Raw genomic sequence first — 22103 nt, 5'->3', positions numbered from 1 at the left:
ACTGTACTGCTGCCCCCTTAAAAAGCAAAACGGCCGGGAAACCCGACCGTTGGATACATTCTGACGTCAGCTGGCCCTCTGGAGCCGCTGCGGCGCGCTGATTTCTGCGCAACCCATCGAAGATACATGGGCCGGACCTGTCTGGCAAGGAGACCAGGCAACGCTGGCAGCCGGCCATAAAAAAAAAACGGCCGGGTTTCCCCGGCCGTTTTCAATCACGTATCAAGCCCGATGGATCAGAACTTGTACTTCAGGGTCAGCTGCATCGACCAACGCGACACGCCGGTGTTGCCCTTGTCGTTGTTGTTTTCCTGGATCTGCGGGGTATCGGTGGAACCGGTGAAGTTGTAGATGTACTTGCCGGTGGCCGGGTCGATACCGGCATAGCTGGCCACACGGGCGGTCGAGTTGAAGCCGTAATCCTCGATCCTGCCCCACTTCTTGTTGATCAGGTTGCCGACATTCATGATGTCCAGCGCCAGCTCACCCTTGTGCTCCTTCATGAAGCCCGGGAATTCCTGGGCGATATGCACGTCGAAGCTGTTGGTCCACTTGGTGCGGAAGGCGTTGGCCGGGGCGATCTGGCCCTGGTACTTCTCCAGCTGCGGGTTGGCCGCCAGCCAGTCGAAGAAGGCCTTTTCCATTGCCGCGCCGCCGGTGAACTTGACGTCGCCGTAGCCGTTGGGCACGTAGAACAGGTCGTTGAAGAAGCCGGCACCCGAGGTGGACGCAGCGTCGCCGTTCATGTCGTTGTAATAGATGTAGCTGAACGGACGACCCGAACGGCCTTCATAGAACAGGCCCACGGAGGTGTTGTAGTCGCCGAAGAACGCCTTCTTCCAGTTGATCGAGCCGGTGATACGGTCCTTGATCGCGTAGCGCGAGTCATAGGCCACGTTCTCATTGACGTTGCCGATCAGGGTGCTGCCCCAGTTGGAGGTGTTCTGCGAGCTGGTCAGCGGGCTGACTTCGGTCGCGGCGGTGTAGGTGTAGGCCAGCGACCAACCCCAGTTCTCGGTCAGCGGCTTGTTCAGGCCAACAGTGAACTGGCGGCTGCTGCCCTTGTCGGTGTTCTTCATCAGCAGCACGTCGCCCATGTCGGTGGGGCGATTTGCCTTGCCGCCCACGCGCTGGGTGGTACCAACGGCAGTTGCACCCTCACGGATAGAGCAGTTGGTCGGCGTAGCTGCCAGACCCACGCACGGAATGTAGCCCGCGCCGTTCCAGAACAGCTCACGACCGTCCTGGCCAATACGGGTCGCACCGGCGCCAGCCTGGTTGTACAGATCCAGACGCTCGAAATAGATCGCGCTCTTGACCTTGGTGTACAGGAACTCAGCCGACGCGACGATGCCGTACCACGGCAGTTCGTGGTCAAAGGCCAGGTTGGTCTTCCACACCGACGGCAACTTCAGATCGGGCGAGGCGATGTCCACGTTCTGGCGTGCGCCGGCGCCCGCGCTCGGGATGTACGGCGGATTGGTGTCCGGGGTGAAGATCGCACCCGGGTTGTTGACCGTGTACTCGGTGTAGTTCAGACCGGTGTTCTGGTAGGCACCTGCCAGCCACACGTTCGGGGCCGCGCCACCGAACAGGCCCACGCCGCCGCGCAGCTGGGTCGGGCGATCGGTGTCGAAGGTGTAGTTGAAACCGAAGCGCGGCTGCACCAGCTTCTGGTCAGGCAACTGGGTGTTGTCATACCCGTACAGCTGCATGATGCGCGGGTTGTACAGCTTCTGCGTGCTGAAATCCGGCATGTCGACGCGGACGCCGGCCTGCACGGTCAGGTTGCTGTTGACGGCCCAGCTGTCCTGGATGAACACACCGGTGTTCTTCAGCGTGTACTTGGCCGGGATGTCATCGTAGCTGCCGCCTGCACGCGGGGCGCGCACGATGTACTGGCTCGGATTGTTGTTGGCGAAGTCGTTGAGGCTGGCGAAGCTGTAGGCGCCATTGACGTTACGGCCGTAGTAGTTCAGCAGGTCGTTGTCGGAGTAGTCGAAACCGAACTTGACGGTGTGGTCGCCGACGTACCAGGTAGCCGCACCGAAGGCGCTCAGCTCCTTGCTCTCGACCGCATTGACGTGCGAGTTCTGCTCGGTACCAAAGTACAGCGAGTCATTGCCGGTGGCGCCAAAGCCACGCACCTGGATCTGCGGCAGGCTCGACGGGGTGGTACGGATCGAGGTGTATTCCTTGTGCGACAGCTTGAACTCGGTCGAGAAGTTCTCGGACCAGTCACTGAACAGCTCGCCCATCCACGATTCGTAGGTCTTCGGCTGCTGGTACCAGAAGCTGCTCAGCGACACGGCGCTGCTGCTGATCTGCGGGAAGCGGACCACGTTCTGCTCGAGCTTGTTGTAACGCACGGCGGCACGGTGGTTGTCGCTGATGTTCCAGTCGACCTTCAGCGCGTACTCTTCCACTTCGGTCTTGTTCGACGGCGCGTTGAGCGAGCCGGCATCGAAGCCGTAACCGGTGGCGATCTGCTGCGCGCGGGCAATGTCGGCATCGGTGATGCTGCCCTTGCCGTACGGCGAGTCGGTCAGGCTGACGCCCGGGGCCGAACGCTCCATCTTCTCGTAGTTGGCGAAGAAGAAGACCTTGTCCTTGATGATCGGGCCACCCAGGGTCATGCCGTAGGTCTTTTCGTCATCGAAGCCGTTGAAGCGGACGCCTTCCAGATCCTTGCGGACCATGTCCTTGTCGCGGTACGCGTAGTACACGGTGCCGCCGAAGTTGTTGGTACCCGACTTGGTCACCGCGTTGATCACCGCACCGGTACCACCGGCGATGGTGGTGTCGTAGTTGGCGATGTCGATGTTGATTTCCTGGATCGCATCCATCGACACCGGCTGACGCTCGGTCGGCAGGTTGTTGGATTCCAGGCCGAACGGATCGCCGGCACCGATGCCGTCGATGCGGATCGCGTTGTAACGGGTGTTCTGGCCACCGACCGAGATCGCACCGTCGGCCTTGCTGACCTGCGAGATGCGCGGGTCGAGGCGGATGTAATCCTGGATGTTGCGGTTGACCGACGGCAGCGACTCGATCGTCTGGCGATCGACGTTGGTGCCGGTGCCCATCTTGTAGGCGCTGAAGATTTCCGAACCACCGGCCACGGCCACGACCTGCACGGCATCGAGGTTGGTGGCACCGGCGGCCATGTCGCCGGCCAGGTTGGCGTTGACGGTGTTTACCTGATTGAGGTTCAGGTAAACGCCCTCTTCGGTCTTGGTGCCTTCACCGGCCTTGTTGATGGTGATGGTGTACGGACCACCCACGCGCAGGCCGCGCGCGTTGTAACGACCCGACGCATCCGTGGTAGCGCGGCTGACGGTGCCCGACTCGGTGTGCGTGATGGTGACTTCGGCACCGACGACAGGCGAACCTGCGGCGGACGTGACCTGGCCGCCGACACCGGCAGAGGTGCTCTGGGCGAAGGCGGGAGCGGCGGCAAGTGCAGCCACGAGACCAAGAGTGAGCTTGGACATCCGGAGGTGGGTCATTTTGGGGATAGCCTCGATGCGAGATTGGGGATGGCGGAGAAAAAAACGCGCCCAAGCAGCCTTGCTGGCGGCTGACTGGACTTTTGATCTGGGTTCCCTAGCCGCAGGCTGGTTTCAGCCGCAACGGTTAACACTAGATTAACACGGTAGCTCCGGATTGTGACGGTTTGGCGACAAAACACACGCCATCACAACGGTATCGTGACGCCTTCTTCACATTCAGGATGAACCGGCTGAATGGCGGGGATATGACAGTACCCGCCCGTAGAGCCGGGCTCTGCCCGGCTGGCGCCGCGATCGGCCAACCACGTAGAGCCGGGCTCTGCCCGGCTGCGCCAGAACGTCAAAGTCGGCCGGGCAGAGCCCGGCGCTACGCGGGGGTGTGGATCTGGCCGCGGTGGGCCGCACCGGCGGCCGAGAGCAGCAACACCGCAGCGTGGGCGCAGTCGACCGGATCGCGGGCGCTGCGGTCTTCGTCCAGCGAGAAAGCCCGGGCACGCAAGGCCGTGCGCATCGGGCCCGGCTGCAGGCCGCTGACCCGGACCGGGCTGCGGCCCAGCTCGTCATGCAGGCTGCTGATCAGGCCCCGCAGGCCGTGCTGGGCGGCGCCATAGCCGCCCCAGTACGCCTGCCCTACCCGTTCGGGGTCGTCCACGGTGAACACCAGCGCGGCATCGTCCCGCTGGCGCAGCAGCGGCAGGCAGGCCTGGGCCAGCCAGGCTGGGGCGGTCAGGTTGACGTGCACCGCCCGCGCGAACGCGGCCGGGTCGGCCAGCTCGAACGGGGTCAGGCCGGCGAAGTCGGCGGCGCAGTACAGCAGGCCATCCAGACGGCCAAGTTCGCTCTGCAGGCGCTCGGCCAGTGCGGCGTAGTCGTCTGGGGTGGCCCCTTCCAGGTCCATCGGGTACAGCAGCGGCTCGGGGCCGGCGGCCTGGACAGCCGCGTACACCCGGTCGAGCCGGCGCGGCTTGCGCCCCAACAGGACCACCGTGGCACCGGCTTCGGCGCAGGCCACGGCAGCGGCGCTGCCGAAGCCACCGCCGGCACCGGCGATGAGGATGACGCGATCGGCAAGCGATCCAGTCCCGACCACAACGGACGGGACCGCACTCATGGGAGCGACGCCTCTTCCACGATGCGCTTGAGCTCGCCCGATTCGAACAGCTCCAGCACGATGTCGCAGCCGCCGATCAGCTCGCCGTGGATGAACAGCTGCGGGAAGGTGGGCAGGTTGGAGAAGCGCGGCAGGTTGGCGCGGACCTCCGGTTCCTCAAGCACGTTGACCGTGCGCAGCGCGACCGCACCGGCGGCCATCAGGGCCTGGATCGCCCGGCTGGAGAACCCGCACATGGGGTACTGGGGGGTGCCCTTCATGAACAACACGAGGGGGTAACGCTCCACTTCGGTCTGGATCTGCTGCATCACCGCCACAACGACTCTCCCTGCGGGTGGGACAACCCGGCCTGGCCGGTCGGATAGACTTCCCTCAGCGCCATTGTAAGCCTTCCGGCCCTGCCTCCGGCGCCCCCGTCCCCAATCCAATGCGAGCCATGCCCCTCGACCTGCCCCGCCTGCCCTACGACCGCACCGCCCTGCAGCCGCACCTGTCGGCCGAAACGCTGGACCTGCACCACGGCCGCCATCACCGTGCCTACATCGAGGCGGTCAACGCGCGCATCGAAGGCACCGAGCTGGCCGACCTGCCGCTGGAGGACATCGTGCGGCAAAGCCAGGGCAGTCTGTTCGATGCCGCCGCCCAGGCCTGGAACCACGCGTTTTACTTCCAGTGCCTGCACCCGCGCGGCGGCGGCGATCCGAAGGACCGGCTGGGCGAACTGGTGACCCGCCACTTCGGCGATGTGCGCCGGCTGCGCGAAGAGTTCGAGCGCGCCGCGTTGGGCCTGTTCGGGTCGGGCTGGGTCTGGCTGGTGCAGCACCCGACCGGCGCGCTGGCCATCCAGAGCACGCGCAACGCCGGCACCCCACTGACCGGGCACAGCACCCCGCTGCTGGCCTGTGATGTGTGGGAGCACGCGTATTACACGGACTACCAGAATGAGCGCGCGCGCTATCTGGAGGCGTTCTGGAAGGTGGTGAACTGGGATTTCGTGGCGGCGCAGTTGCGCGATTGAGCGGTGTGTACCGACCAACGGTCGGTACCTACGTGGGGGTTTACGGTCGGTACCTACCGGCAGGTCACGACCGTTGGTCGTGACCGGGGCGCTCGCCCCCCTTCCACCGTCTCTACCCGCGCAGCACCGCGACCACCGGGGCGACCTGGGCGCCGCGATCAAGCTGCCCGCCCACGTTCTCCAACGCGTCGGCCAACCTGCCCGCGTCGTCATCGCGCAGCGTGGCATGGCCCACCTTGCGGCCGTCGCGCGGCTGTTTGCCGTAGTCGTGCCAATGCCCGCCGGGCTGGCCCAGCACGGCCTCCGCGGCCGGCATCGCGCCCAGCCAATTCAACATGCAGGCCTGCCCCAGCATGCGGGTGTCGCCCAGCGGCAGGCCGAGCACGGCCCGCAGGTGGTTCTCGAACTGCGAGGTCTCGCTGCCTTCGATCGTCCAGTGGCCGGAGTTGTGCACGCGCGGCGCCATCTCGTTGACCAGCAGCTCGTCACCGCGGCAGAACAGCTCCAGCGCGAACACGCCCACATAGTCCAGGCGTTCGGCCAGCGCACGGGCATGGCCGATGGCCGCCTCGTGCTGGGCCGGGCTCAAGCGCGCCGGGGCCAGGCTGGCCGACAGCACGCCGTCTACATGCCAATTGCCGGTGACCGGCCAGGCACGGAATTCACCGTCGCGACCACGCACGGCCACCACGCTCACTTCGCGATCGAAGGCGACGAAGCCCTCCAGGATCAGGCCGGTCTTCTCGACGTACTCGCCGAGCGTGGCCCAGGCCGCATCAATATCAGCCGCGCTGCGGATGCGGAACTGGCCCTTGCCGTCGTACCCCAGGCGGCGGGTCTTGACGATGCAGGGCATGCCGAATTCGGCCACCCGGGCGGCGAGTTCGTCGCGACTGCGGATGTCGGCGAACGGCGGCAGCGGAATGCCCAGCTGCTGGAACAGGGTCTTCTCGCTCAGGCGGTCCTGGGCCACGGCCAGCGCATCCGGGTTGGGATACACCGGCACGCGCTCGGCCAGGAAGCGGGCGCTGTGCGCGGGCACGTTCTCGAAATCGAAGGTGACCACGTCCACGCGGGCGGCAAAGGCGGCCAGCGCGGCCTCATCGTCGAACGCGGCCACCTGCAGCGGCGCCACCTGGGCACCGCAGGCATCGGCGGCCGGGTCGAACAGTTCAAAGCGCAGCCCCAGCGGCGCGCCGGCCAACACCATCATGCGGGCCAGCTGGCCGCCGCCCAGGATGCCTACGGTTCGGGGGCTCATTGACGCGGATCGTCGTGGGCCATGACGTCTTCGGTCTGGCGGGCGCGGAACGCGTCCAGCGCCTGGCCGATCGCCGGCTGTTCCGGGGCCAGCATCGCGGCCGCGAACAGCGCCGCATTCGACGCGCCGGCGTTGCCGATGGCGAAGGTGGCCACCGGGATGCCGGCCGGCATCTGCACGATCGACAGCAGCGAATCCATGCCGTTCAAGGCCTTGGACTGCACCGGCACGCCCAGCACGGGCACGGCGGTCTTGGCCGCGATCATGCCCGGCAGGTGGGCCGCGCCACCGGCACCGGCGATGATCGCGCGCAGGCCACGGCTGCCGGCCTGCTCGGCGTAGGTGAACAGCACGTCCGGCGTGCGGTGCGCCGAGACCACTTTCACTTCATAGGGAACGCCGAGCGCATCGAGCTTCTGGGCGGCGTGCTGCATGGTTTCCCAGTCGGAGCGGGAACCCATGACGATGCCGACGAGCGGCGCGGATTGGTTGGGGGTCATTGGCCGTCACCTGCCTTAAAGACGTATTCTAGCCATCTTCCACGCAAGACGAAGAATCCATGGATCGCAAGCTGCTCGACCTGCTGTGCTCGCCCGACACCCGCCAGCCCCTGTCCCTGCTGGACGCCAAGGGCCTGGAGGCACTCAACCGCGCGATCGGCGCCGGCACCGTGCTCAAGGCCGACGGCAGCACCCAGGCGCTGGCCCTGCGCGAAGCGCTGCTGACCCGCGACCGCAAGCAGGTGTTCCGCGTCGACGACGGCATTCCGGTGCTGCTGGCCGAAGAGGCCATCGCCACCGCGCAGATCGCCGACTTCCCGGAAAAATGAGCCGGGCCGAGCTTGCGGCACCCGATGCCGCCGCGGTAGAAGCCGACGTGGCACGGGCGCTGGCCGAGGATATCGGCAGTGGCGATGTCACCGCGGCACTGCTGCCCGACCGCCCCGACAGCGCCTACCTGCTGTGCAAGCAGGACGCGGTGATCGCCGGCCGGCCGTGGTTCGACGCCACCCATCGCGCCCTGGACCCCCAGGTCCGGATCGACTGGCGGGTGGCCGAGGGCGACCACGTTGCCGCCGGTACGGTGCTGGCCATCCTGCACGGGCGCAACCGCAGCCTGGTGAGCGCCGAGCGCACCTCGCTGAACTTCCTGCAGACGCTGTCAGGAACGGCCACCACGACGGCGCGCCATGTGGCCGCCGTGGCGGGCACCGGCGCGCGCATCCTGGACACCCGCAAGACCCTGCCCGGGCTGCGCGTGGCGCAGAAGTACGCGGTGCGCTGTGGCGGCGGTGACAACCATCGCCTGGGCCTGTTCGACACGGTGATGCTCAAGGAAAACCACATCCGCGCCGCGGGCTCGCTCACCGCGGCGGTGCAGTCCGCGCGGGCGCAGTGGCCGCAGCTGCCGCTGGTGGTCGAGGTCGAAGACCTGGACCAGTTGCGCGAAGCACTGGCGGTGGGCTGCGAGCGCATCCTGATCGACGATTTCGACGCGGACCTGCGCCGCGAGGCCGTGCGCATTGCGGCCGGGCGGATTCCGCTGGAAGTCTCCGGCAGCGTGGGCCTGGACGGGCTGCGCGCGATCGCCGAGGACGGGGTGGACTGCATCTCGATCGGCGGCCTGACCAAGCACGTACAGGCGATCGACCTGTCGTTGAAGTTGGGCCCGCCGCCGGGTTGAGGCGCGCGTGCCGACCGACGGTCGGCACCTGCCCGGCCGGTAGCACACGACCGTTGGTCGTGTGGCATCGGCCCGTGGCGTTCACGGGATCGGCAGACCGGGTCTGCGAGGCTTGCCCTGCCCCCACCCGGAGAGCGCGTATGCGCCCCTTGTTCCTGCTTGCATGCCTGTCGCCGCTGGCGACGCTGCTGCCGGCCACCGCGGCCGCGGCCGAGGCCTGCGATATCCCGCCCCGGTTTGGGCTGAGCCCGCTGGCGGTGAACATCGTGCAGACCGCCTGCAATGAACACCGGCTCTGGTATCGCCCGTTCATCGACCGCGACGGCCGCGTGGCCAGCATCAGCGCGACCGAAGCCGAGGACGTGCACCTCGCCGACAACGGCATGGTCGCCTGGCAGCGCGTGGTGGGGTACTGGCGCCAGAGCGGCACGCTGTCGCCGATGGGCGGCCAGCCCGGCGCATCCAGCTGCATGGCGCCGCCAGGCACGCGCTACACCGACACCGACTGCCGTGCCTTCCTGATCGACAACCCATGGTCGGCCGCCTTCATCTCCTGGGTGATGACCCGCGCCAGCGTGCCGGGCTTTACCCGCTCGCCCCGGCATATCGACTACATCCGCGCGGCGTACCAGAACAGCGGCCCGTACCGGATGACCGATCCGGCGCAGGAAAAACCCGCGCCGGGCGACCTGCTGTGCTACCTGCGCGATCGCCGGGAAGCGCTCAGCTACAGCGGCCTGGTGCAGTCGCTGGGCAGTGGCGCGGTGACGCATTGGAAGTCGCATTGCGAGGTGGTGATCGCGGCCAACATGGGCGGCGACCGCACCCTCTACCTGATCGGCGGCAACGTGATGAACACCGTGGCGATGCGCAAGCTGTCGCTGGACCGCAGCGGCCGCATCGAACTGCCGCCGGCCAAGGCCAATGCCAGCGATGGCATGGAACTGGGGTGCACGCCGGGCCGCGAAGAGGAATGCAACTTCAACCGGCAGGACTGGGCCGCGCTGCTGAAACTGGTGGCGACCGCGCCTGCAGCGCTTCCGCCGCCGGCCACACTACCGCCGCCGGATGCGGAGGGCGTTCCACCGGGCCCCGCCCAGCCGTTGACGCCGCCACGCCCGTTGCCGGTGTCGCCGGCTGCGCCGGGGTCAGCACCGGCACCCACACGCCAGCCGTCGTCACCGGCTACGCCGCCCCAGCCTCCGGTGCCGTTGTCCGGGGCTGCGCCGCGCAGCGGGGGATGACGGACGCCTCAATGGCTTGATCCGGGCGAGGTTCGCCGCCATCTTGGATGGTTCCAGCCGCTCAGAACGTACCGAGTCACCAATGCCCAGTTTGATCCTGTTGATGATTGCCGGTGCGTTCGCCTACGCGTTCTGGAACTCCGCACGCGCCGCCGCCGAGCGGGCCGGCGAGCTGGGCCGCAACGCCTGCCGCGCCGCCGATGTGCAATGGCTGGACCAGAGCGTGCATTCCACCGGACTGCGCGTCTGCCGCAAGCCCAACGGCTGGCTGGGCTGGGAGCGCACGTTCAAGTTCGAGTATTCGCACGATGGCGTGGACCGCCACAGCGGCCGCATGGTGCTGCGCGGGGATGAGCTGGTGTCCTTCGTCGGCCCCTCCGCAGCCCGCATCAGCGAGATCCGGCGCAGCGTGGACACCACAGGCGCCGAGGACGTCTGACCCCGGCGGTAGAGCCGACCGTTGGTCGGCTGACGCATCCCGCGGTAGAGCCCACCGTTGGTCGGCTGTCGTTGGGTCGGCTGCCTGGATTTCGGCGGAGAGCAGCCGACCAACGGTCGGCTCTACGTGGAATGGCCGCCTTGCGGCGGCCATGCGTGTTTTACTTCACCACGCGCAGATGCGGGCGGCCGCTGGGCTTGGGCGGCACATCATCAGGCGGGGTCGGGCTGTCATCCGGCGGCAGCTCATCGTCCGGGCCCGGTTCGTGGCCGGGAATGTCATCCGGCAGGGCCATGCCCTGCCCGGTCTCGCGCGCGTACACGGCCAGCACGGCCGAAATCGGCACGTGCACCGGGTAGCTGGTGCCCGAAAAACGCGCCGAGAAACTCACGCCGTCGTTGTCGATATGCAGCTGCACCACGGCGCGTTCGGCGATGTTCAACACCACCCGGCCGTCCTTGACCGCGCTCTGCGGCACCTGCACGCCCGGCATCCCGGCGTCGACCAGGATATGCGGCGTCAGGTCGTTGTCATTGATCCATTCCACCAGGGCCCGCAACAGGTACGGACGGTGGCTGGTCATGCGGAAAGTGTCTTCAGTCATGGGGTAGAGCCGAGCCTTGCTCGGCTGCGGGGATCCGATTGCGTAGTGACAAGTGTACGCGCCCGCCTACCCGCAGGTCAGCCTCCGCGCGTGCCCGCCCTGCGTTTTCATTCAGTGCACCGGCCGCCTGAGCGTGCCGGTGCGTGCCGTCAGCCCGGCAGATCGCGCAGCTTCTTTTCCTGGTCGGTCAGGCTGCGGATGAAACCGGGATGGCGGAAAATGCGGTTGCCGTAGTCTTCGATCGACTTGCCGTCCTTGGGCAACGGCACGTCCAGCGACTGCAGGCGCCAAATGATCGGCGCCATGGCGCAGTCGGCCAGGCTCATTTCCGGATTGAGGAAGAACTTGCTGGCCTTGAACAGCGGCACCGCGCTGGTCAGCAGCTCCTTCAGCCGCTTGCGACCGGCTTCGGCCTGGGTCTTGTTGCCCAGCTGGATGGCCTGCACCTGCGGCACCCAGTCGTGCTCGATGCGCAGCATCGCCAGGCGGATGCGGGCGCGCGACAGCGGATCGACCGGCATCAGCGGCGGGTGCGGGTAGCGCTCGTCCAGGTACTCGCTGACCACCGATGCCGCGTACAGCACCAGTTCGCGCTCCACCAGGGTGGGCACGGAGTGGTACGGGTTGAGGTCGATCAGGTCCTCGGGCGGATTCTGCGGGTCGACCGGGACGAAGTCGTAGCTCACGCCCTTGGCAGCCAGTACCAGGCGCACGCGATGGCACAGCACATCGTCGTTCGAGGAAAACAGCGTCAAGGTGTTTCGCATGCGTACGCTCGCCGCCATCAAAGGCTCTCCAACGTCCGGTAACCGCCGGTCGTATCGGCGCCGCCAGCCCACTGCCAGCGGTCGTCACAGTACCCGAGTGTGCAACTGCCCATCACAAAAGCCAATAGGCCGATCGACCCCTGCCGGGGCCGATCCACGCTCGGTGGCGCCTGGAGGCTCAGTGCACGTCCTTCCAGTATTCCTTCTTGAGCAGGTAGGCAAGGAACGTCAGCAGGGCCAGGAACAGGATCACCCAGACCCCCAGCTTCTGGCGCTTGAGTGCGGCCGGCTCACCGGCGTATTCCAGGAAGTTGGTGATGTCGCGCACCGTCTGGTCGTACTGCTGTGCATCCACGTTGCCCGGCTGCGCGATCTTCAGGCCGATCACCGGCGGGTCGGCGCCCGGGCTTTCCGCCTTGCCGTGCACCGCGTGCTGCAGGCCCTGCATTTCCCACAACGGGTTGGGCATGGACGCGTTCGGGAAGAGGCTGTTGTTCCACCCCAAGGGCCGCGACGGATCCACGTAGAACGACTTGAGGTAGGTGTACACCCAGTCGCTGCCGCGCACCCGGGCAATCAGGCTCAGGTCCGGCGGCATCTTGCCGAACCACTTTTCAGCCTGCGCCTTGGGCATGCTCACAGGAATCGGCTCGCCGATCGGGGTGCCGGTGAAGTTGAGGTTGTTCATCACCTCGTCCTCGCTCAACCCGAGATCGGCGGCCATCCGCGAATAGCGCAGGTACTTCAGCGCATGGCAGCCCGAGCAGTAGTTCATGTACAGCTGCGCGCCACGCTGCAGCGACGCCCGGTCGCTGAGGTCGTTGCCGGCCTGCAGGGTCTTGCCGCCCTCGGCGGCACCGGCGATGGCGCTGCTCAACATCAGGGCGGCCGCGCAGGCCAGCCGGACAATCCAGTGGTCAGTCATGCGTGGTCACCCGATCCGGTACCGGTTTGGTCCTGTCCAGCCTGGTCCATAGCGGCATGGTGATGAAGAAGGCGAAGTACAGGAAGGTCAGCACGCGGCCCACGTAGGTTTCATGGGCGTCGGTGCCGGGACCCGAGCCGATCACGCCCAGCCACACGAAGCACACCGCGAACACCCCCAGCAGCACCCGCGACAACCAGCCACGGTAGCGGTAGGACTTGACCCGCGCGCGGTCCAGCCACGGCACCAGGAACAGGATCGCGATGGCCGAGAACATCACCAGCACGCCGCCCAGCTTGTTGGGCACCACCCGCAGCATCGCGTAGTACGGGGTGTAGTACCAGACCGGCTTGATGTGCTCCGGCGTGACCAGACGGTTGGCCTCGGTGAAGTTGTCGTGTTCCAGGAACAGGCCACCGAAGGCCGGGGCGAAGAAGATGATGAAGGCGGCGATGATCAACAGGAAGCCGGCGCCGACGCCATCCTTGAGCGTGTAATACGGATGGAAGGGAATGCCGTCGGTAGGCGCGGTGGCCGACCAGCGGTTGCCCTTGGGGCCCTTCTTGATTTCCACGCCGTCGGGATTGTTGGAGCCCACCTCGTGCAGCGCGCCCAGGTGCAGCACCACCAGCAGCAACAGCACCAGTGGCAGGGCGATCACGTGCAGGGCGAAGAAGCGGTTGAGGGTGGCGTCGCTGGGCAGGTAGTCGCCCATGATCCACTCGGTCAGGCCGGTCCCGATCACCGGGATCGCGCCGAACAGCGAGATGATCACCTTGGCGCCCCAGAACGACATCTGGCCCCAGGGCAGCACATACCCCATGAAGGCTTCGGCCATCAGCACCAGGTAGATCAGCATGCCCAGGATCCACACCAGTTCGCGCGGCTTCTGGTAACTGCCGTACAGCAGCCCGCGGAACATGTGCAGGTAGACCACGATGAAGAACAGCGAGGCCCCGGTGGAGTGCATGTAGCGGATCAGCCAGCCCCACTCCACATCACGCATGATGTATTCGATGGAGGCGAACGCTTCGGCGGCGTTGGTCTTGTAGTGCATCGTGAGGAAGATGCCGGTCACGATCTGGTTGACCAGGATCAACAGTGCCAACGAGCCGAAGTAGTACCAGATGTTGAAGTTCTTCGGCGCGTAGTACTCGCTCACATGCTTGCGGTACACCGGCATCAGGCCCGGTGCGCGGGCATTGACCCAGTCGGCGACGCCGGTGGCGGTGCGGGTAAGGATGTTGGCCATGATCAAGCCGCCCCCTGCGGGTCAACGCCGATGATGATGGTGTTGTCGTCCTGGTAATGGTGCGGCGGCACCAGCAGGTTGATCGGTGCCGGAACATCCTTGAACACACGACCGGACATGTCGAAGCGCGACTTGTGGCACGGGCAGAAGTAACCGCCCTTCCACTGCGGGTCGTAGGGCTCGGGACGGATCTCGGCGACCATTTCCGGCGAGCAGCCCAGGTGGGTACACAGCCCGACCAGCACCGAGACATCTGACTTGATCGAGCGGAACTCCGGGTTCTGCTTGAGCACGTACTCGGGCTGCTGGTCCTTCTCGCCGGATTCGGGATCCTTCAGGCGATCGTCCAAGCCATGCAGGGCCTCCAGGATGGCCTTGGAACGCTTGACGATCCAGATCGGCTGTCCACGCCACTCCATGACCAGTCGCTGGCCTTCCTGCAGGGCGCTGATATCGGCAATCACAGGGGCACCGGCCAACTTGGCGCGGGCACTGGGATTCCAGGACTTGATGAACGGTACCGCTGCAAATCCGACGCCGACTGCTCCGACCACCGCGGTGGTTGCTGAAAGGAATCGTCGACGTCCGGTGTTGACTGGATCGTTTACCCCATCGTTGGCCATCCGGCACTCCGATATTGATTTAGGTAGCTTGAGGCTGCCAGTGGACCGGTGGGGGCCAGTCCACATTGAATCTGCCGCGAGTGTAGCTGAACCGAAGTCGGCCACACAACGCGGTACTACGGAACGACATTACTGCAGGACATTACGCCATCAAGGCACGCCAGCGCCATGGGCGCGGTGCTTCATTGGGTGGTGGCCTGCGCACCGCGGTAGCGATCGGCCAACTGCGCCACCCGCTTCACGTAGTACTGGGTTTCGCTGTAAGGCGGGACCCCACCATGGCGATCCACCGCGCCCTCGCCGGCGTTGTACCCGGCTGCAGCCAGGGTGAGGTTGCCATTGAAGCGCTTGAGCAGCCACGACAGGTACTGCACGCCGCCGCGGATGTTCTGCGCTGCGTCATAGGAATCGGTGACGCCGAAACGCCGCGCGGTGGGCGGCATCAACTGCATCAGGCCCTGGGCGCCGGCACGACTGAGCGCGGTCGGGTTGTAGGCCGACTCGGCATGGATGATCGCCCGCACCACCGCCTCTTCAACCCCGAACTCGCGCGCAGCAGCGGCGATCTCGGTCTGGAAGGCCGTGGTGTTGAGCCGCACCGAGCCGAAGTTGACCCCCGGGTTGGCGCCGCAGGCGTAGCAGCGTTCGATGAAGCTGTAGTGGATGGTGCGCACCTGGCCAAGGCTGGCCAGCTGGGTGGGACGGGCGCTGGTGTAGTGGCGCACCCCGTCCTTCATGTAGGAATAGACCTGGCCGTTGACCACGCGCCCGGCCTTGTTGGGCCGCGGTGCGGGCGCCGCCGGGGCGCTCAGCACGGTGGCCGGCTGGGCCGGGGCGCTGGCCGTCACCGCGCTGCCCGTGCTGGCGCGATCGGTGGCGGCGGGACTGGCGGCGGGTGTCGCAACGACCGCCGCGGCGGCCGGGGAAGGCGCGGGCGGCACATACCGGCGGGCGGCGCCGCGGTCGGGCCGGTAACTGCTGACCACGCTGCAGGACGCGCCCGAGACCCGCTTGCTGACGTAGCTGGGGATGTTGTCGGCCCCGACGCACTTGTACAGGGTGCCCGCACTGGCCGGCAAAGCGGTCAGCGCAGCCAAGGCCAGCGCAGCGATCCCCAAGATCCCCTTCATGGCGGCGAGTGTCCCAAGTTAACGGAGCGTTGCCAAGTCTTTGACGCGCCACTGACGGACCGCCGCCCCCAACCCCGACGGCCGTCACATCCCGACCCGGCCCGGGCGCCCGGCGCCCTCCCCCCTTCCCCGCTACAATGGGCGGCTTCCCAGCAGCCTTCCCGGCTGCCTGCCCGCCCACCCGACTGGAATAAGCGCCATGACCGGGACGCCAGCTTCGACCGCGCCGACTTCGGCCGGCTCCGCCTTGCCTGCCTCCGTTTCGCCCGATTCGCCCCGCCCCGACCTGATTCCCCTGCCCGGCACCCGGCCGAAGGTGGACGGCCCGGTGCGCGGCAAGCTCTATATCAAGACCCACGGGTGCCAGATGAACGAGTACGACTCGTCCAAGATGGCCGACGTGCTCGCCGCCGCCGAAGGGCTGGAGCTCACCGACGACCCGGCCGAGGCCGACGTGCTGTTGATGAACACCTGCTCGATCCGCGAAAAGGCGCAGGAGAAGGTGTTCAGCCAGTTGGGCTACTGGAAGGCGCTGAAGAACAACGGCCGTGGCGTGATCATCGGCGTGGGCGGCTGCGTGGCGTCGCAGGAAGGCGAGGCGATCATCAAGCGCGCCCCGCACGTGGACCTGGTGTTCGGCCCGCAGACCCTGCACCGCCTGCCCGAACTGATCCGGCAGCGGCGCGAATCGGGCAAGTCGCAGGTGGACATCAGCTTCCCGGAAATCGAGAAGTTCGACCGCCTGCCCGAGCCGCGCGCCGACGGTGGCTCGGCGTTCGTGTCGATCATGGAAGGCTGCTCCAAGTACTGCTCGTTCTGCGTGGTGCCCTACACCCGTGGCACCGAAGTGAGCCGTCCGTTCGAGGACGTGGTGGTGGAAGTGGCCCAGCTGGCCGCCCAGGGCGTGCGCGAGATCAACCTGCTCGGCCAGAACGTCAATGCCTACCGCGGGCCGTATGGCGAGGGTGAGTTCGCCGATCTCGGCCTGCTGATCCGCACCATCGCCGAGATCGACGGGGTGGGCCGGATCCGCTTCACCACCTCGCACCCGCTGGAGTTCAGCGACTCGCTGGTGGATGCCTACCGCGACGTGCCGCAGCTGGCCAACTTCCTGCACCTGCCGGTGCAGGCCGGCAGCGACCGGGTGCTGTCTGCGATGAAACGCGGCTACACCGCGCTGGAATTCAAGGCCAAGATCCGCAAGCTGCGCGCGGTGCGCCCGGACATCTCGATCAGCTCGGACTTCATCGTCGGTTTCCCCGGCGAGACCGACGAGGATTTCGAGAAGACCATGAAGCTGATCGAGGACATCGGCTTCGACCACAGCTTCTCCTTCATCTATTCGCGCCGCCCGGGCACGCCCGCGGCCGACCTGGAAGACACCATCAGCGACGCCGAGAAGCACGCCCGGCTGTCGCGCCTGCAGGCACGGATCAACGAACATGCCGCCGGCATCTCGGCCAAAATGGTCGGCACCGTGCAGACCGTGCTGGTGGAAGGTCCGTCCAAGCGCGACCCGAACGAGCTGACCGGCAAGACCGAGAACATGCGCTCGGTGAACTTCCCGGGGCACCCGCGCCTGGTGGGGCAGTTTGTCGACGTGGTGATCACCGAGGCGTACAGCAACTCGCTGCGCGCGCGGATGGTGACGGCGTAACGGCGTGCCGACCAATCAGGGGCGTGCCGACGGTTGGTCGCCCCTAATCCAACCGCTTGCGGAATCGCAGGATCGCCAGGGTCATCATCACCGCGATGAAGGCCAGCAGTGCCAGCACCTCCGGCCACAGCTCCCACCAGCGCGCGCCCCGCAGCATGATCCCGCGCACCAGCCGCAGGAAATGGGTCAGCGGCAGCACCTCGGCCAGCCACTGCACGACCCTGGGCATCCCCGCGAACGGGAACATGAAGCCGGACAACAGGATCGACGGCAGGAACACGAACATCGTCATCTGCATGGCCTGGAACTGCGACTGCGCCTTGGTGGAGATCAACAGCCCCAGCGACAGGTTGGCGGTGATCAGCAGCATCGCCACCAGGTACACGTCCAGCACGCTGCCACGCACCGGCACGTCGAACAGCCACATGCCCAGCAGCAGCACCAGGGTGGTCTGCACCAGCCCGATCGCCGCATACGGCAGCACCTTGCCGATCATCAACTCGCTGCGGGTCAATGGCGTGGCGATCAGCAGTTCCATGTTGCCGCGCTCGCGTTCGCGCACGATCGCCACGGCGGTGAACATCACCATGGTCATGGTCAGGATGATGCCGATCAGCCCCGGCACGATGTTGATCGCCGAGCGCCGCTGCGGGTTGTAGAACGCCACCACGCTGATCTGCCCGGCACTGGCCACCGCGCCGCTGCGCAGCGGCCGGTCGTTGCCCACCGGCTGGGTGCTCAACGGAACCTGCGCCAGCTGCACTGCCGCGCTCTGCACCACGGTGTCACTCCCGTCCACCATCACCTGGACGGCTTCGCGACCTTCAAAACGGCGGCGTTCGAAATCCGGCGGCACCACCACCCCGATGCTGATGCGCCCCTCGCGCAGCGCCTGCACCAGCTGCTCGGGCGTCTCCACGCGCAGGATCGGGTGAATCACCCCCGTGGCTACCATGTCCATCAGCAGGGCACGCGAGGCCGAGGTTCCGGCCTGATCGGCCACGCCGGTGTCGAGATGCCGCAGATTGAGATTGATGGCATAGCCGAACAGCACCAGCTGCATCACCGGGATGCCCACGATCATGGCCAAGGTGATGCGGTCGCGGCGCATCTGGCGCAGCTCCTTCAGCACGATCGCCCACAGCCGGCGCAGGCTCATGGCGAGGTGTCCTGCGCCGCAGTGCTGTCGCGTCCGCGCGTGGCCGACACGAACACGTCCTCCAGATTGGCGGCCGCCGGCACGACCTCGGCGCCCTGCCCGCCGCCGCGCAGCGCCTGACGGATGCGGTCCTCACCTTCGCCGGGGTGCGCCAGCAGCACGCGCAGGGTGTTGCCGATCTGGGCCACGCTGAGCACGCCAGGCAGGCCGGCCAGCAGGCGCTGGGCCTGCCGCGGCTGCTGGGCGGCTACTTCCAGGGTGCGGCCCTGCAGCGCGGCGGTCAGCTCGGCGGGGCTGCCGTCGGCCACCAATGCGCCCTGGTCCAGGATGGCCAGACGGTGGCAGCGCTCGGCCTCGTCCATGTAGTGGGTGGACACCAGCAGCGTGGTGCCGGCATCGGCCAGGTCGAACAGTTTCTCCCAGAAATCGCGGCGCGACTCCGGATCCACCGCGCTGGTGGGCTCGTCCAGGAACAGCAGCTCGGGCTGCTGGATCACCGCCCCGGCCAGCGCCAGGCGCTGCTTCTGGCCGCCGCTCAGGGTGCCGGCCAACTGCTTCTGGCGGTCTTCAAAGTGATACTGCGCCACCAGCGCGTCGATGCGCTGGCGTGCCGCAGCGCGCGGGATGTCCTGCACGGCGGCAAGAAACTCCAGGTTTTCGCGGACGGTCAGGTCATCGAACAACGAGAAGCGCTGGGTCATGTAGCCGATGCGCCTGCGCAGCGCTTCGGCCTGCTCGGGAATGCGCAAGCCGAGCACCTCGATGTCGCCCTCGCTGGGGGTGAGCAGCCCGCACAGCATGCGGATGGTGGTGGACTTGCCCGAGCCGTTGGGGCCAAGGAAGCCGTAGACGTTCGCGCGCGGCACGCTGAGATCGACGTGGTCGACGGCCACCAGGTCACCGAAGCGCTTGGTCAGCCCGCGCGCGCGGATGGCCAGTGACTCCCCACCGGCCCCCGCCGGTTCGGGCAGCACGGCCGCAGCGGGATCGGTCGGCACCGTCGGGACCATCAGAACGTCACCCGCACCGGCACCCCGGCGGGCAACCGGGCCAACGCGGCGGTGTCCGTACCGACCAGCTCGATCTCGGCCAGGTAGCTCAGCCGCGCCGCGTCCTCACCGGTGAGCGCGTAGTACGGGGTGAACACCGGGTCGCTGCGCACCGCCCGCACCCGACCGGTCAGGGCGCCGTCGCGCCCCTGCAGGTAAACGTGGGCCGCCTGCCCCACCACCACCGACGGTCGCAGCGCCGAGGGCAGGTACACCCGCGCATACGGATGGTCACCCACCAGCAGCACGGCCAGCGGCGCGCCCACCGGCGCCTGGTCTCCCAACCGGTACGGCAGCGCGTCGATCACCCCGGCGCGCGGTGCCACCAGTGCCAGCTTGCCCAGCGTGACCGCCTGTTCGTCCTGCTGGGCCTGCGCGGCCTGCAGCGACGCGGCGCCCTGGGCGACCTGCTCGGCGCGGGTGCCATGCTGAAGCGCCAGCAACGCCTGTTCGGCGGCCTGCACCACGCCCGTTGCATTGCCGGCGGCGGCACGGGCGCGGTCGACGTCGGCCGCCGCCACCAGGCGCTGCCGCCCCAGGGGCTGCAGGCGGGCGTAGTACGCCGATGCGTCCGCGGCCTGTGCGCGCGCGGCGGCCAGATTGGCCCGGGCCTGGGCGATGTCTTCCACCCGCGGGCCGTGCTCGAGTTCCTCAAGCGCCTGTCCGGCGCGTTGCGCCTGCGCCTGCAGTGCGGCCACCTGCGCGGCGGTGCGGGTGGCGTCCAGTTGCAGCAAGGGGGCGCCAGCGGGTACATGCTGCCCTTCCACCACCGCGACCGCGACGATGGTTTCCGCGGCGGGCGCCGGTACGGTGATGCGGTCCCATTCGAGGGTGCCAAGGGCTTCAGGCGGCGCGGGGTGGCAGGCGGCGAGCAGCGCGGTCGAGAAGCAGAGTGCCGACAGGCGGCAAAGCAGCGTTGGCGATGGCATCGCAGCGTTCCAGACGGGACCGGATGCTGCCATGCTGCCTCTCCGATCAGCGGCTGCCCGTGAAGGCCAGGCGCGCGACGCGTACTGCGGCCCCCTGAATCGTCCACGATGGCGGAGCTACTGCCTGCCCAGGGCGGCCCTGGCCCTTTCCCACTGTGCCCGCCCTCAACGCCGCACGTCATATCCCGCTGTATGCGAGGCGACGACGGGTCAGACCATAGGTGTCGTGGAGCAGCGCCTCGATCGCCTGCGAGCCTTCGGCAAGCACGTTCCCGTCCGGACTACCGCATTGCGCCTCCCCTGCACCGTCCCCCGCACCCGCTGGCTTCAACCAGCACGCCAGCTCAAGCCGCTCCTGCCCCTTGCGGTCATAGCGATACACGCGGTACGCGGCGCTGCCGTCCCCCAGCAGCGTCTGCCTGAAGCCCGCACGTCGGCCGGCACCTGCAAGATCTTCGCCAACGGCGCCAGGGCCACCGGAGCCGTAGCGGATCACCTGCTGCACCTTGCCTGCTGCGTCGTAGTCTTCCTGACGCAGCACAAGCTGCGACCGCCACACCCGCTGGACAGGGACATGGCTGCCGGCGGCGAACACTTCCTCCACCCGTACGTCCTTGCCATAGCCGTAACTGCGCACACGCGGGTAGCTGGCCAGGTTCGCAAAGCCATCGCGGGCGGCCGACATCGGAAGATCCACTTCGGGGAAATCGTAATGCACGCTCGCCTTGGAGCGCCCATCCGTCTGTGGCCGCTCCCGATAGATCGGCTGCGCATCGTCGGCGGCGAAATCCGGCGGATACGCGTACAACGATGCAATCCCGCGTCCCGACGCAATCCGTGCCCCAACCGTGTTATCGGCAGCGGCGACGTCCGGCCGGGGCGGCATGAGGAACGTGGCGGTCCCTGTCCAACCCGCGTTGTCATAGCCATCCGGCCGCATCAACGCCACGGCGCTCCCGTCCGGGAGCGAGGGCGGTCGGGATCGCAGCAGGGCTAGGACGGTACCGTCGTCGTTGTACATCACCCGCAGCGAATCCACGTTGTCTTCGCTCAGGTCCGCACACGCCTTGCCGAAGTCCCACCGCCCGACGCCGGCCGTGTCGATTGACCATGTCAGGCGTCCAACCTGGTCATACCGTGCGCAGTACAGCAGACCACTCTTGGGCGCCAGCCACGCGACACCGTCGGGTGGCAGCACATCGGGGCTGACGACATCACGCACTTCGACAAGGCGCCCCGCCCGATCATAGTGGTAGAGCCGCACCGCGCCGACGAAGAAATTCTTCGACCAGCGCCTGGCGCCTTCTGCGACGGGTGTTACGGCATCAACCTGCTTGACGGCACCGTCACCGTGACGCGGTTGCCAGCGCTCCTCCCTGCAGACGCGCCACGTGTCTTCAATGCGTTCCCCATGGATGGCGGTACCCCCCGCGGCACCAAACATGTCAGTCGGCGGATCCTTCTGTGCCTGCGAAACCTCCACGTCGGGCAGCACAGCGCGGTTCTGCGCGTCCGTGCGGAACGGGTCGATACGGGTGTCGAACCCATCGGTGTTGCCCGTCATGAAGATTCCGGACGCTCCAGAGGATGCCCCTGCTGCTGCAGCATCTCCCGTGCAGGCCGCTGCCAGCGGCGCGCCAAGCATGCCTGCAACGGCGAGCACGCTGGTGACTGTCCGTTGAGACTTCCTTTTACTCGGATCATCCATGACGTTTCATCCGTAGTTTTGTAAACAGCTTC

The 22103-nt window shown here is 67.0% G+C and carries 21 protein-coding genes; 6 read left to right on the top strand and 15 right to left on the bottom strand.

The features are described 5' to 3' along the window. Positions 1–236 precede the first annotated feature (236 nt). The 3 genes from ABIA71_RS00685 to grxD form a co-directional block, all read right to left on the bottom strand. Positions 237–3509: a TonB-dependent receptor gene (locus ABIA71_RS00685; RefSeq protein ID WP_354282318.1), complete on the bottom strand. Its 3273-nt coding sequence runs from the start codon at positions 3507–3509 to the stop codon at positions 237–239. Between the two features lie 370 nt (positions 3510–3879). Continuing rightward, positions 3880–4623 (bottom strand): SDR family NAD(P)-dependent oxidoreductase, encoded by a 744-nt coding sequence (locus tag ABIA71_RS00680; protein WP_354282316.1) that lies wholly within the window; start codon positions 4621–4623, stop codon positions 3880–3882. Then, positions 4620–4940, bottom strand: coding sequence for a Grx4 family monothiol glutaredoxin (gene grxD, locus ABIA71_RS00675; protein WP_038689261.1), 321 nt, complete (start codon positions 4938–4940; stop codon positions 4620–4622). The genes ABIA71_RS00680 and grxD overlap by 4 nt, the downstream gene beginning before the upstream one ends. A gap of 119 nt (positions 4941–5059) precedes the next feature. Between grxD and ABIA71_RS00670 the strand changes: the two genes are divergently transcribed. Next, entirely contained in the window at positions 5060–5641 is a 582-nt protein-coding gene (locus ABIA71_RS00670; protein ID WP_128095949.1) for a superoxide dismutase, read from the top strand. 112 nt (positions 5642–5753) lie between these two features. Here the strand turns inward: ABIA71_RS00670 and ABIA71_RS00665 are convergent, their stop codons facing one another. Together ABIA71_RS00665 and purE are read right to left on the bottom strand one after the other, a co-directional pair. After that, a complete protein-coding gene (locus ABIA71_RS00665; protein WP_354282314.1) occupies positions 5754–6902 on the bottom strand; it encodes a 5-(carboxyamino)imidazole ribonucleotide synthase in 1149 nt (382 codons plus the stop codon). Continuing rightward, the gene (gene purE / locus ABIA71_RS00660; RefSeq protein WP_038689267.1) at positions 6899–7402 is read right to left on the bottom strand and encodes a 5-(carboxyamino)imidazole ribonucleotide mutase; all 504 of its coding nucleotides are present in this window, start codon (positions 7400–7402) and stop codon (positions 6899–6901) included. Before purE ends, ABIA71_RS00665 begins: the two co-directional genes overlap by 4 nt. 59 nt (positions 7403–7461) lie before the next feature. On the opposite strand from purE, the gene ABIA71_RS00655 reads away from it, so the two are divergent. From ABIA71_RS00655 to ABIA71_RS00640, 4 genes are all read left to right on the top strand, one after another. Then, positions 7462–7731, top strand: a complete 270-nt coding sequence (locus ABIA71_RS00655) for a Trm112 family protein (RefSeq protein ID WP_128095951.1) — start codon at positions 7462–7464, stop codon at positions 7729–7731. Then, on the top strand, positions 7728–8585 hold the full coding sequence (gene nadC, locus ABIA71_RS00650; RefSeq protein ID WP_354282311.1) for a carboxylating nicotinate-nucleotide diphosphorylase: 858 nt from the start codon (positions 7728–7730) through the stop codon (positions 8583–8585). Before ABIA71_RS00655 ends, nadC begins: the two co-directional genes overlap by 4 nt. A 140-nt stretch (positions 8586–8725) precedes the next feature. Continuing rightward, positions 8726–9829 carry a DUF2272 domain-containing protein gene (locus ABIA71_RS00645; RefSeq protein WP_354282309.1) on the top strand — a complete coding sequence of 368 codons (1104 nt, stop codon included), beginning with the start codon at positions 8726–8728 and terminating at the stop codon, positions 9827–9829. 82 nt (positions 9830–9911) lie between these two features. Continuing rightward, positions 9912–10268 (top strand): DUF3301 domain-containing protein, encoded by a 357-nt coding sequence (locus tag ABIA71_RS00640; RefSeq protein ID WP_314403027.1) that lies wholly within the window; start codon positions 9912–9914, stop codon positions 10266–10268. A gap of 160 nt (positions 10269–10428) precedes the next feature. Here ABIA71_RS00640 and ABIA71_RS00635 read toward each other — a convergent pair whose 3' ends face one another. From ABIA71_RS00635 to ABIA71_RS00610, 6 genes are all read right to left on the bottom strand, one after another. Beyond that, positions 10429–10872, bottom strand: coding sequence for a ClpXP protease specificity-enhancing factor (locus ABIA71_RS00635; protein ID WP_128095955.1), 444 nt, complete (start codon positions 10870–10872; stop codon positions 10429–10431). A gap of 149 nt (positions 10873–11021) precedes the next feature. Continuing rightward, complete coding sequence (locus ABIA71_RS00630; protein ID WP_038689276.1) at positions 11022–11657, bottom strand: glutathione S-transferase N-terminal domain-containing protein; 636 nt, start codon at positions 11655–11657, stop codon at positions 11022–11024. A gap of 160 nt (positions 11658–11817) precedes the next feature. Further along, on the bottom strand, positions 11818–12564 hold the full coding sequence (locus ABIA71_RS00625) for a cytochrome c1 (RefSeq protein ID WP_128095956.1): 747 nt from the start codon (positions 12562–12564) through the stop codon (positions 11818–11820). Continuing rightward, positions 12557–13816, bottom strand: a complete 1260-nt coding sequence (locus ABIA71_RS00620; RefSeq protein ID WP_128095957.1) for a cytochrome b — start codon at positions 13814–13816, stop codon at positions 12557–12559. Before ABIA71_RS00620 ends, ABIA71_RS00625 begins: the two co-directional genes overlap by 8 nt. A gap of 2 nt (positions 13817–13818) precedes the next feature. Further along, the gene (petA, locus tag ABIA71_RS00615) at positions 13819–14439 is read right to left on the bottom strand and encodes a ubiquinol-cytochrome c reductase iron-sulfur subunit (protein ID WP_038689281.1); all 621 of its coding nucleotides are present in this window, start codon (positions 14437–14439) and stop codon (positions 13819–13821) included. Positions 14440–14621: 182 nt separating this feature from the next. Continuing rightward, positions 14622–15569, bottom strand: a complete 948-nt coding sequence (locus ABIA71_RS00610; RefSeq protein WP_354282305.1) for a lytic transglycosylase domain-containing protein — start codon at positions 15567–15569, stop codon at positions 14622–14624. A 199-nt stretch (positions 15570–15768) separates the two neighbouring features. Here ABIA71_RS00610 and miaB point away from each other — a divergent pair, with 199 nt between their 5' ends. Further along, positions 15769–17226, top strand: coding sequence for a tRNA (N6-isopentenyl adenosine(37)-C2)-methylthiotransferase MiaB (miaB, locus tag ABIA71_RS00605; RefSeq protein WP_159496347.1), 1458 nt, complete (start codon positions 15769–15771; stop codon positions 17224–17226). A gap of 43 nt (positions 17227–17269) precedes the next feature. Here the strand turns inward: miaB and ABIA71_RS00600 are convergent, their stop codons facing one another. The 4 genes from ABIA71_RS00600 to ABIA71_RS00585 all read right to left on the bottom strand — a co-directional run bounded on the left by ABIA71_RS00600 (position 17270) and on the right by ABIA71_RS00585 (position 21927). After that, a complete protein-coding gene (locus ABIA71_RS00600) occupies positions 17270–18385 on the bottom strand; it encodes an ABC transporter permease (protein WP_354282303.1) in 1116 nt (371 codons plus the stop codon). Further along, the gene (locus ABIA71_RS00595) at positions 18382–19317 is read right to left on the bottom strand and encodes an ABC transporter ATP-binding protein (RefSeq protein ID WP_354282891.1); all 936 of its coding nucleotides are present in this window, start codon (positions 19315–19317) and stop codon (positions 18382–18384) included. The genes ABIA71_RS00600 and ABIA71_RS00595 overlap by 4 nt, the downstream gene beginning before the upstream one ends. A 77-nt stretch (positions 19318–19394) precedes the next feature. Further along, complete coding sequence (locus ABIA71_RS00590) at positions 19395–20363, bottom strand: HlyD family secretion protein (protein ID WP_354282301.1); 969 nt, start codon at positions 20361–20363, stop codon at positions 19395–19397. Between the two features lie 178 nt (positions 20364–20541). Next, positions 20542–21927 carry a hypothetical protein gene (locus tag ABIA71_RS00585; protein ID WP_354282299.1) on the bottom strand — a complete coding sequence of 462 codons (1386 nt, stop codon included), beginning with the start codon at positions 21925–21927 and terminating at the stop codon, positions 20542–20544. Between the last annotated feature and the right edge of the window lie 176 nt (positions 21928–22103).

This window comes from Stenotrophomonas sp. 2619, from assembly GCF_040548725.1.
Lineage (GTDB): Bacteria > Pseudomonadota > Gammaproteobacteria > Xanthomonadales > Xanthomonadaceae > Stenotrophomonas > Stenotrophomonas maltophilia_AP.
Note: the sequence above shows the minus strand (reverse complement) of the source record. Positions and strands in the feature narration are given on the sequence as shown.

Excerpts from the sequence above, each read along its gene's own strand:
- ABIA71_RS00685 (WP_354282318.1), bottom strand. The coding sequence starts at position 3,509 with ATGACCCACCTCCGGATGTCCAAGCTCACTCTTGGTCTCGTGGCTGCA.
- ABIA71_RS00680 (WP_354282316.1), bottom strand. The coding sequence starts at position 4,623 with ATGAGTGCGGTCCCGTCCGTTGTGGTCGGGACTGGATCGCTTGCCGAT.
- ABIA71_RS00670 (WP_128095949.1), top strand. The coding sequence starts at position 5,060 with ATGCCCCTCGACCTGCCCCGCCTGCCCTACGACCGCACCGCCCTGCAG.
- ABIA71_RS00665 (WP_354282314.1), bottom strand. The coding sequence starts at position 6,902 with ATGAGCCCCCGAACCGTAGGCATCCTGGGCGGCGGCCAGCTGGCCCGC.
- purE (WP_038689267.1), bottom strand. The coding sequence starts at position 7,402 with ATGACCCCCAACCAATCCGCGCCGCTCGTCGGCATCGTCATGGGTTCC.
- ABIA71_RS00655 (WP_128095951.1), top strand. The coding sequence starts at position 7,462 with ATGGATCGCAAGCTGCTCGACCTGCTGTGCTCGCCCGACACCCGCCAG.
- nadC (WP_354282311.1), top strand. The coding sequence starts at position 7,728 with ATGAGCCGGGCCGAGCTTGCGGCACCCGATGCCGCCGCGGTAGAAGCC.
- ABIA71_RS00645 (WP_354282309.1), top strand. The coding sequence starts at position 8,726 with ATGCGCCCCTTGTTCCTGCTTGCATGCCTGTCGCCGCTGGCGACGCTG.
- ABIA71_RS00640 (WP_314403027.1), top strand. The coding sequence starts at position 9,912 with ATGCCCAGTTTGATCCTGTTGATGATTGCCGGTGCGTTCGCCTACGCG.
- ABIA71_RS00635 (WP_128095955.1), bottom strand. The coding sequence starts at position 10,872 with ATGACTGAAGACACTTTCCGCATGACCAGCCACCGTCCGTACCTGTTG.
- ABIA71_RS00630 (WP_038689276.1), bottom strand. The coding sequence starts at position 11,657 with ATGGCGGCGAGCGTACGCATGCGAAACACCTTGACGCTGTTTTCCTCG.
- ABIA71_RS00625 (WP_128095956.1), bottom strand. The coding sequence starts at position 12,564 with ATGACTGACCACTGGATTGTCCGGCTGGCCTGCGCGGCCGCCCTGATG.
- ABIA71_RS00620 (WP_128095957.1), bottom strand. The coding sequence starts at position 13,816 with ATGGCCAACATCCTTACCCGCACCGCCACCGGCGTCGCCGACTGGGTC.
- petA (WP_038689281.1), bottom strand. The coding sequence starts at position 14,439 with ATGGCCAACGATGGGGTAAACGATCCAGTCAACACCGGACGTCGACGA.
- ABIA71_RS00610 (WP_354282305.1), bottom strand. The coding sequence starts at position 15,569 with ATGAAGGGGATCTTGGGGATCGCTGCGCTGGCCTTGGCTGCGCTGACC.
- miaB (WP_159496347.1), top strand. The coding sequence starts at position 15,769 with ATGACCGGGACGCCAGCTTCGACCGCGCCGACTTCGGCCGGCTCCGCC.
- ABIA71_RS00600 (WP_354282303.1), bottom strand. The coding sequence starts at position 18,385 with ATGAGCCTGCGCCGGCTGTGGGCGATCGTGCTGAAGGAGCTGCGCCAG.
- ABIA71_RS00590 (WP_354282301.1), bottom strand. The coding sequence starts at position 20,363 with ATGCCATCGCCAACGCTGCTTTGCCGCCTGTCGGCACTCTGCTTCTCG.
- ABIA71_RS00585 (WP_354282299.1), bottom strand. The coding sequence starts at position 21,927 with ATGACGGGCAACACCGATGGGTTCGACACCCGTATCGACCCGTTCCGC.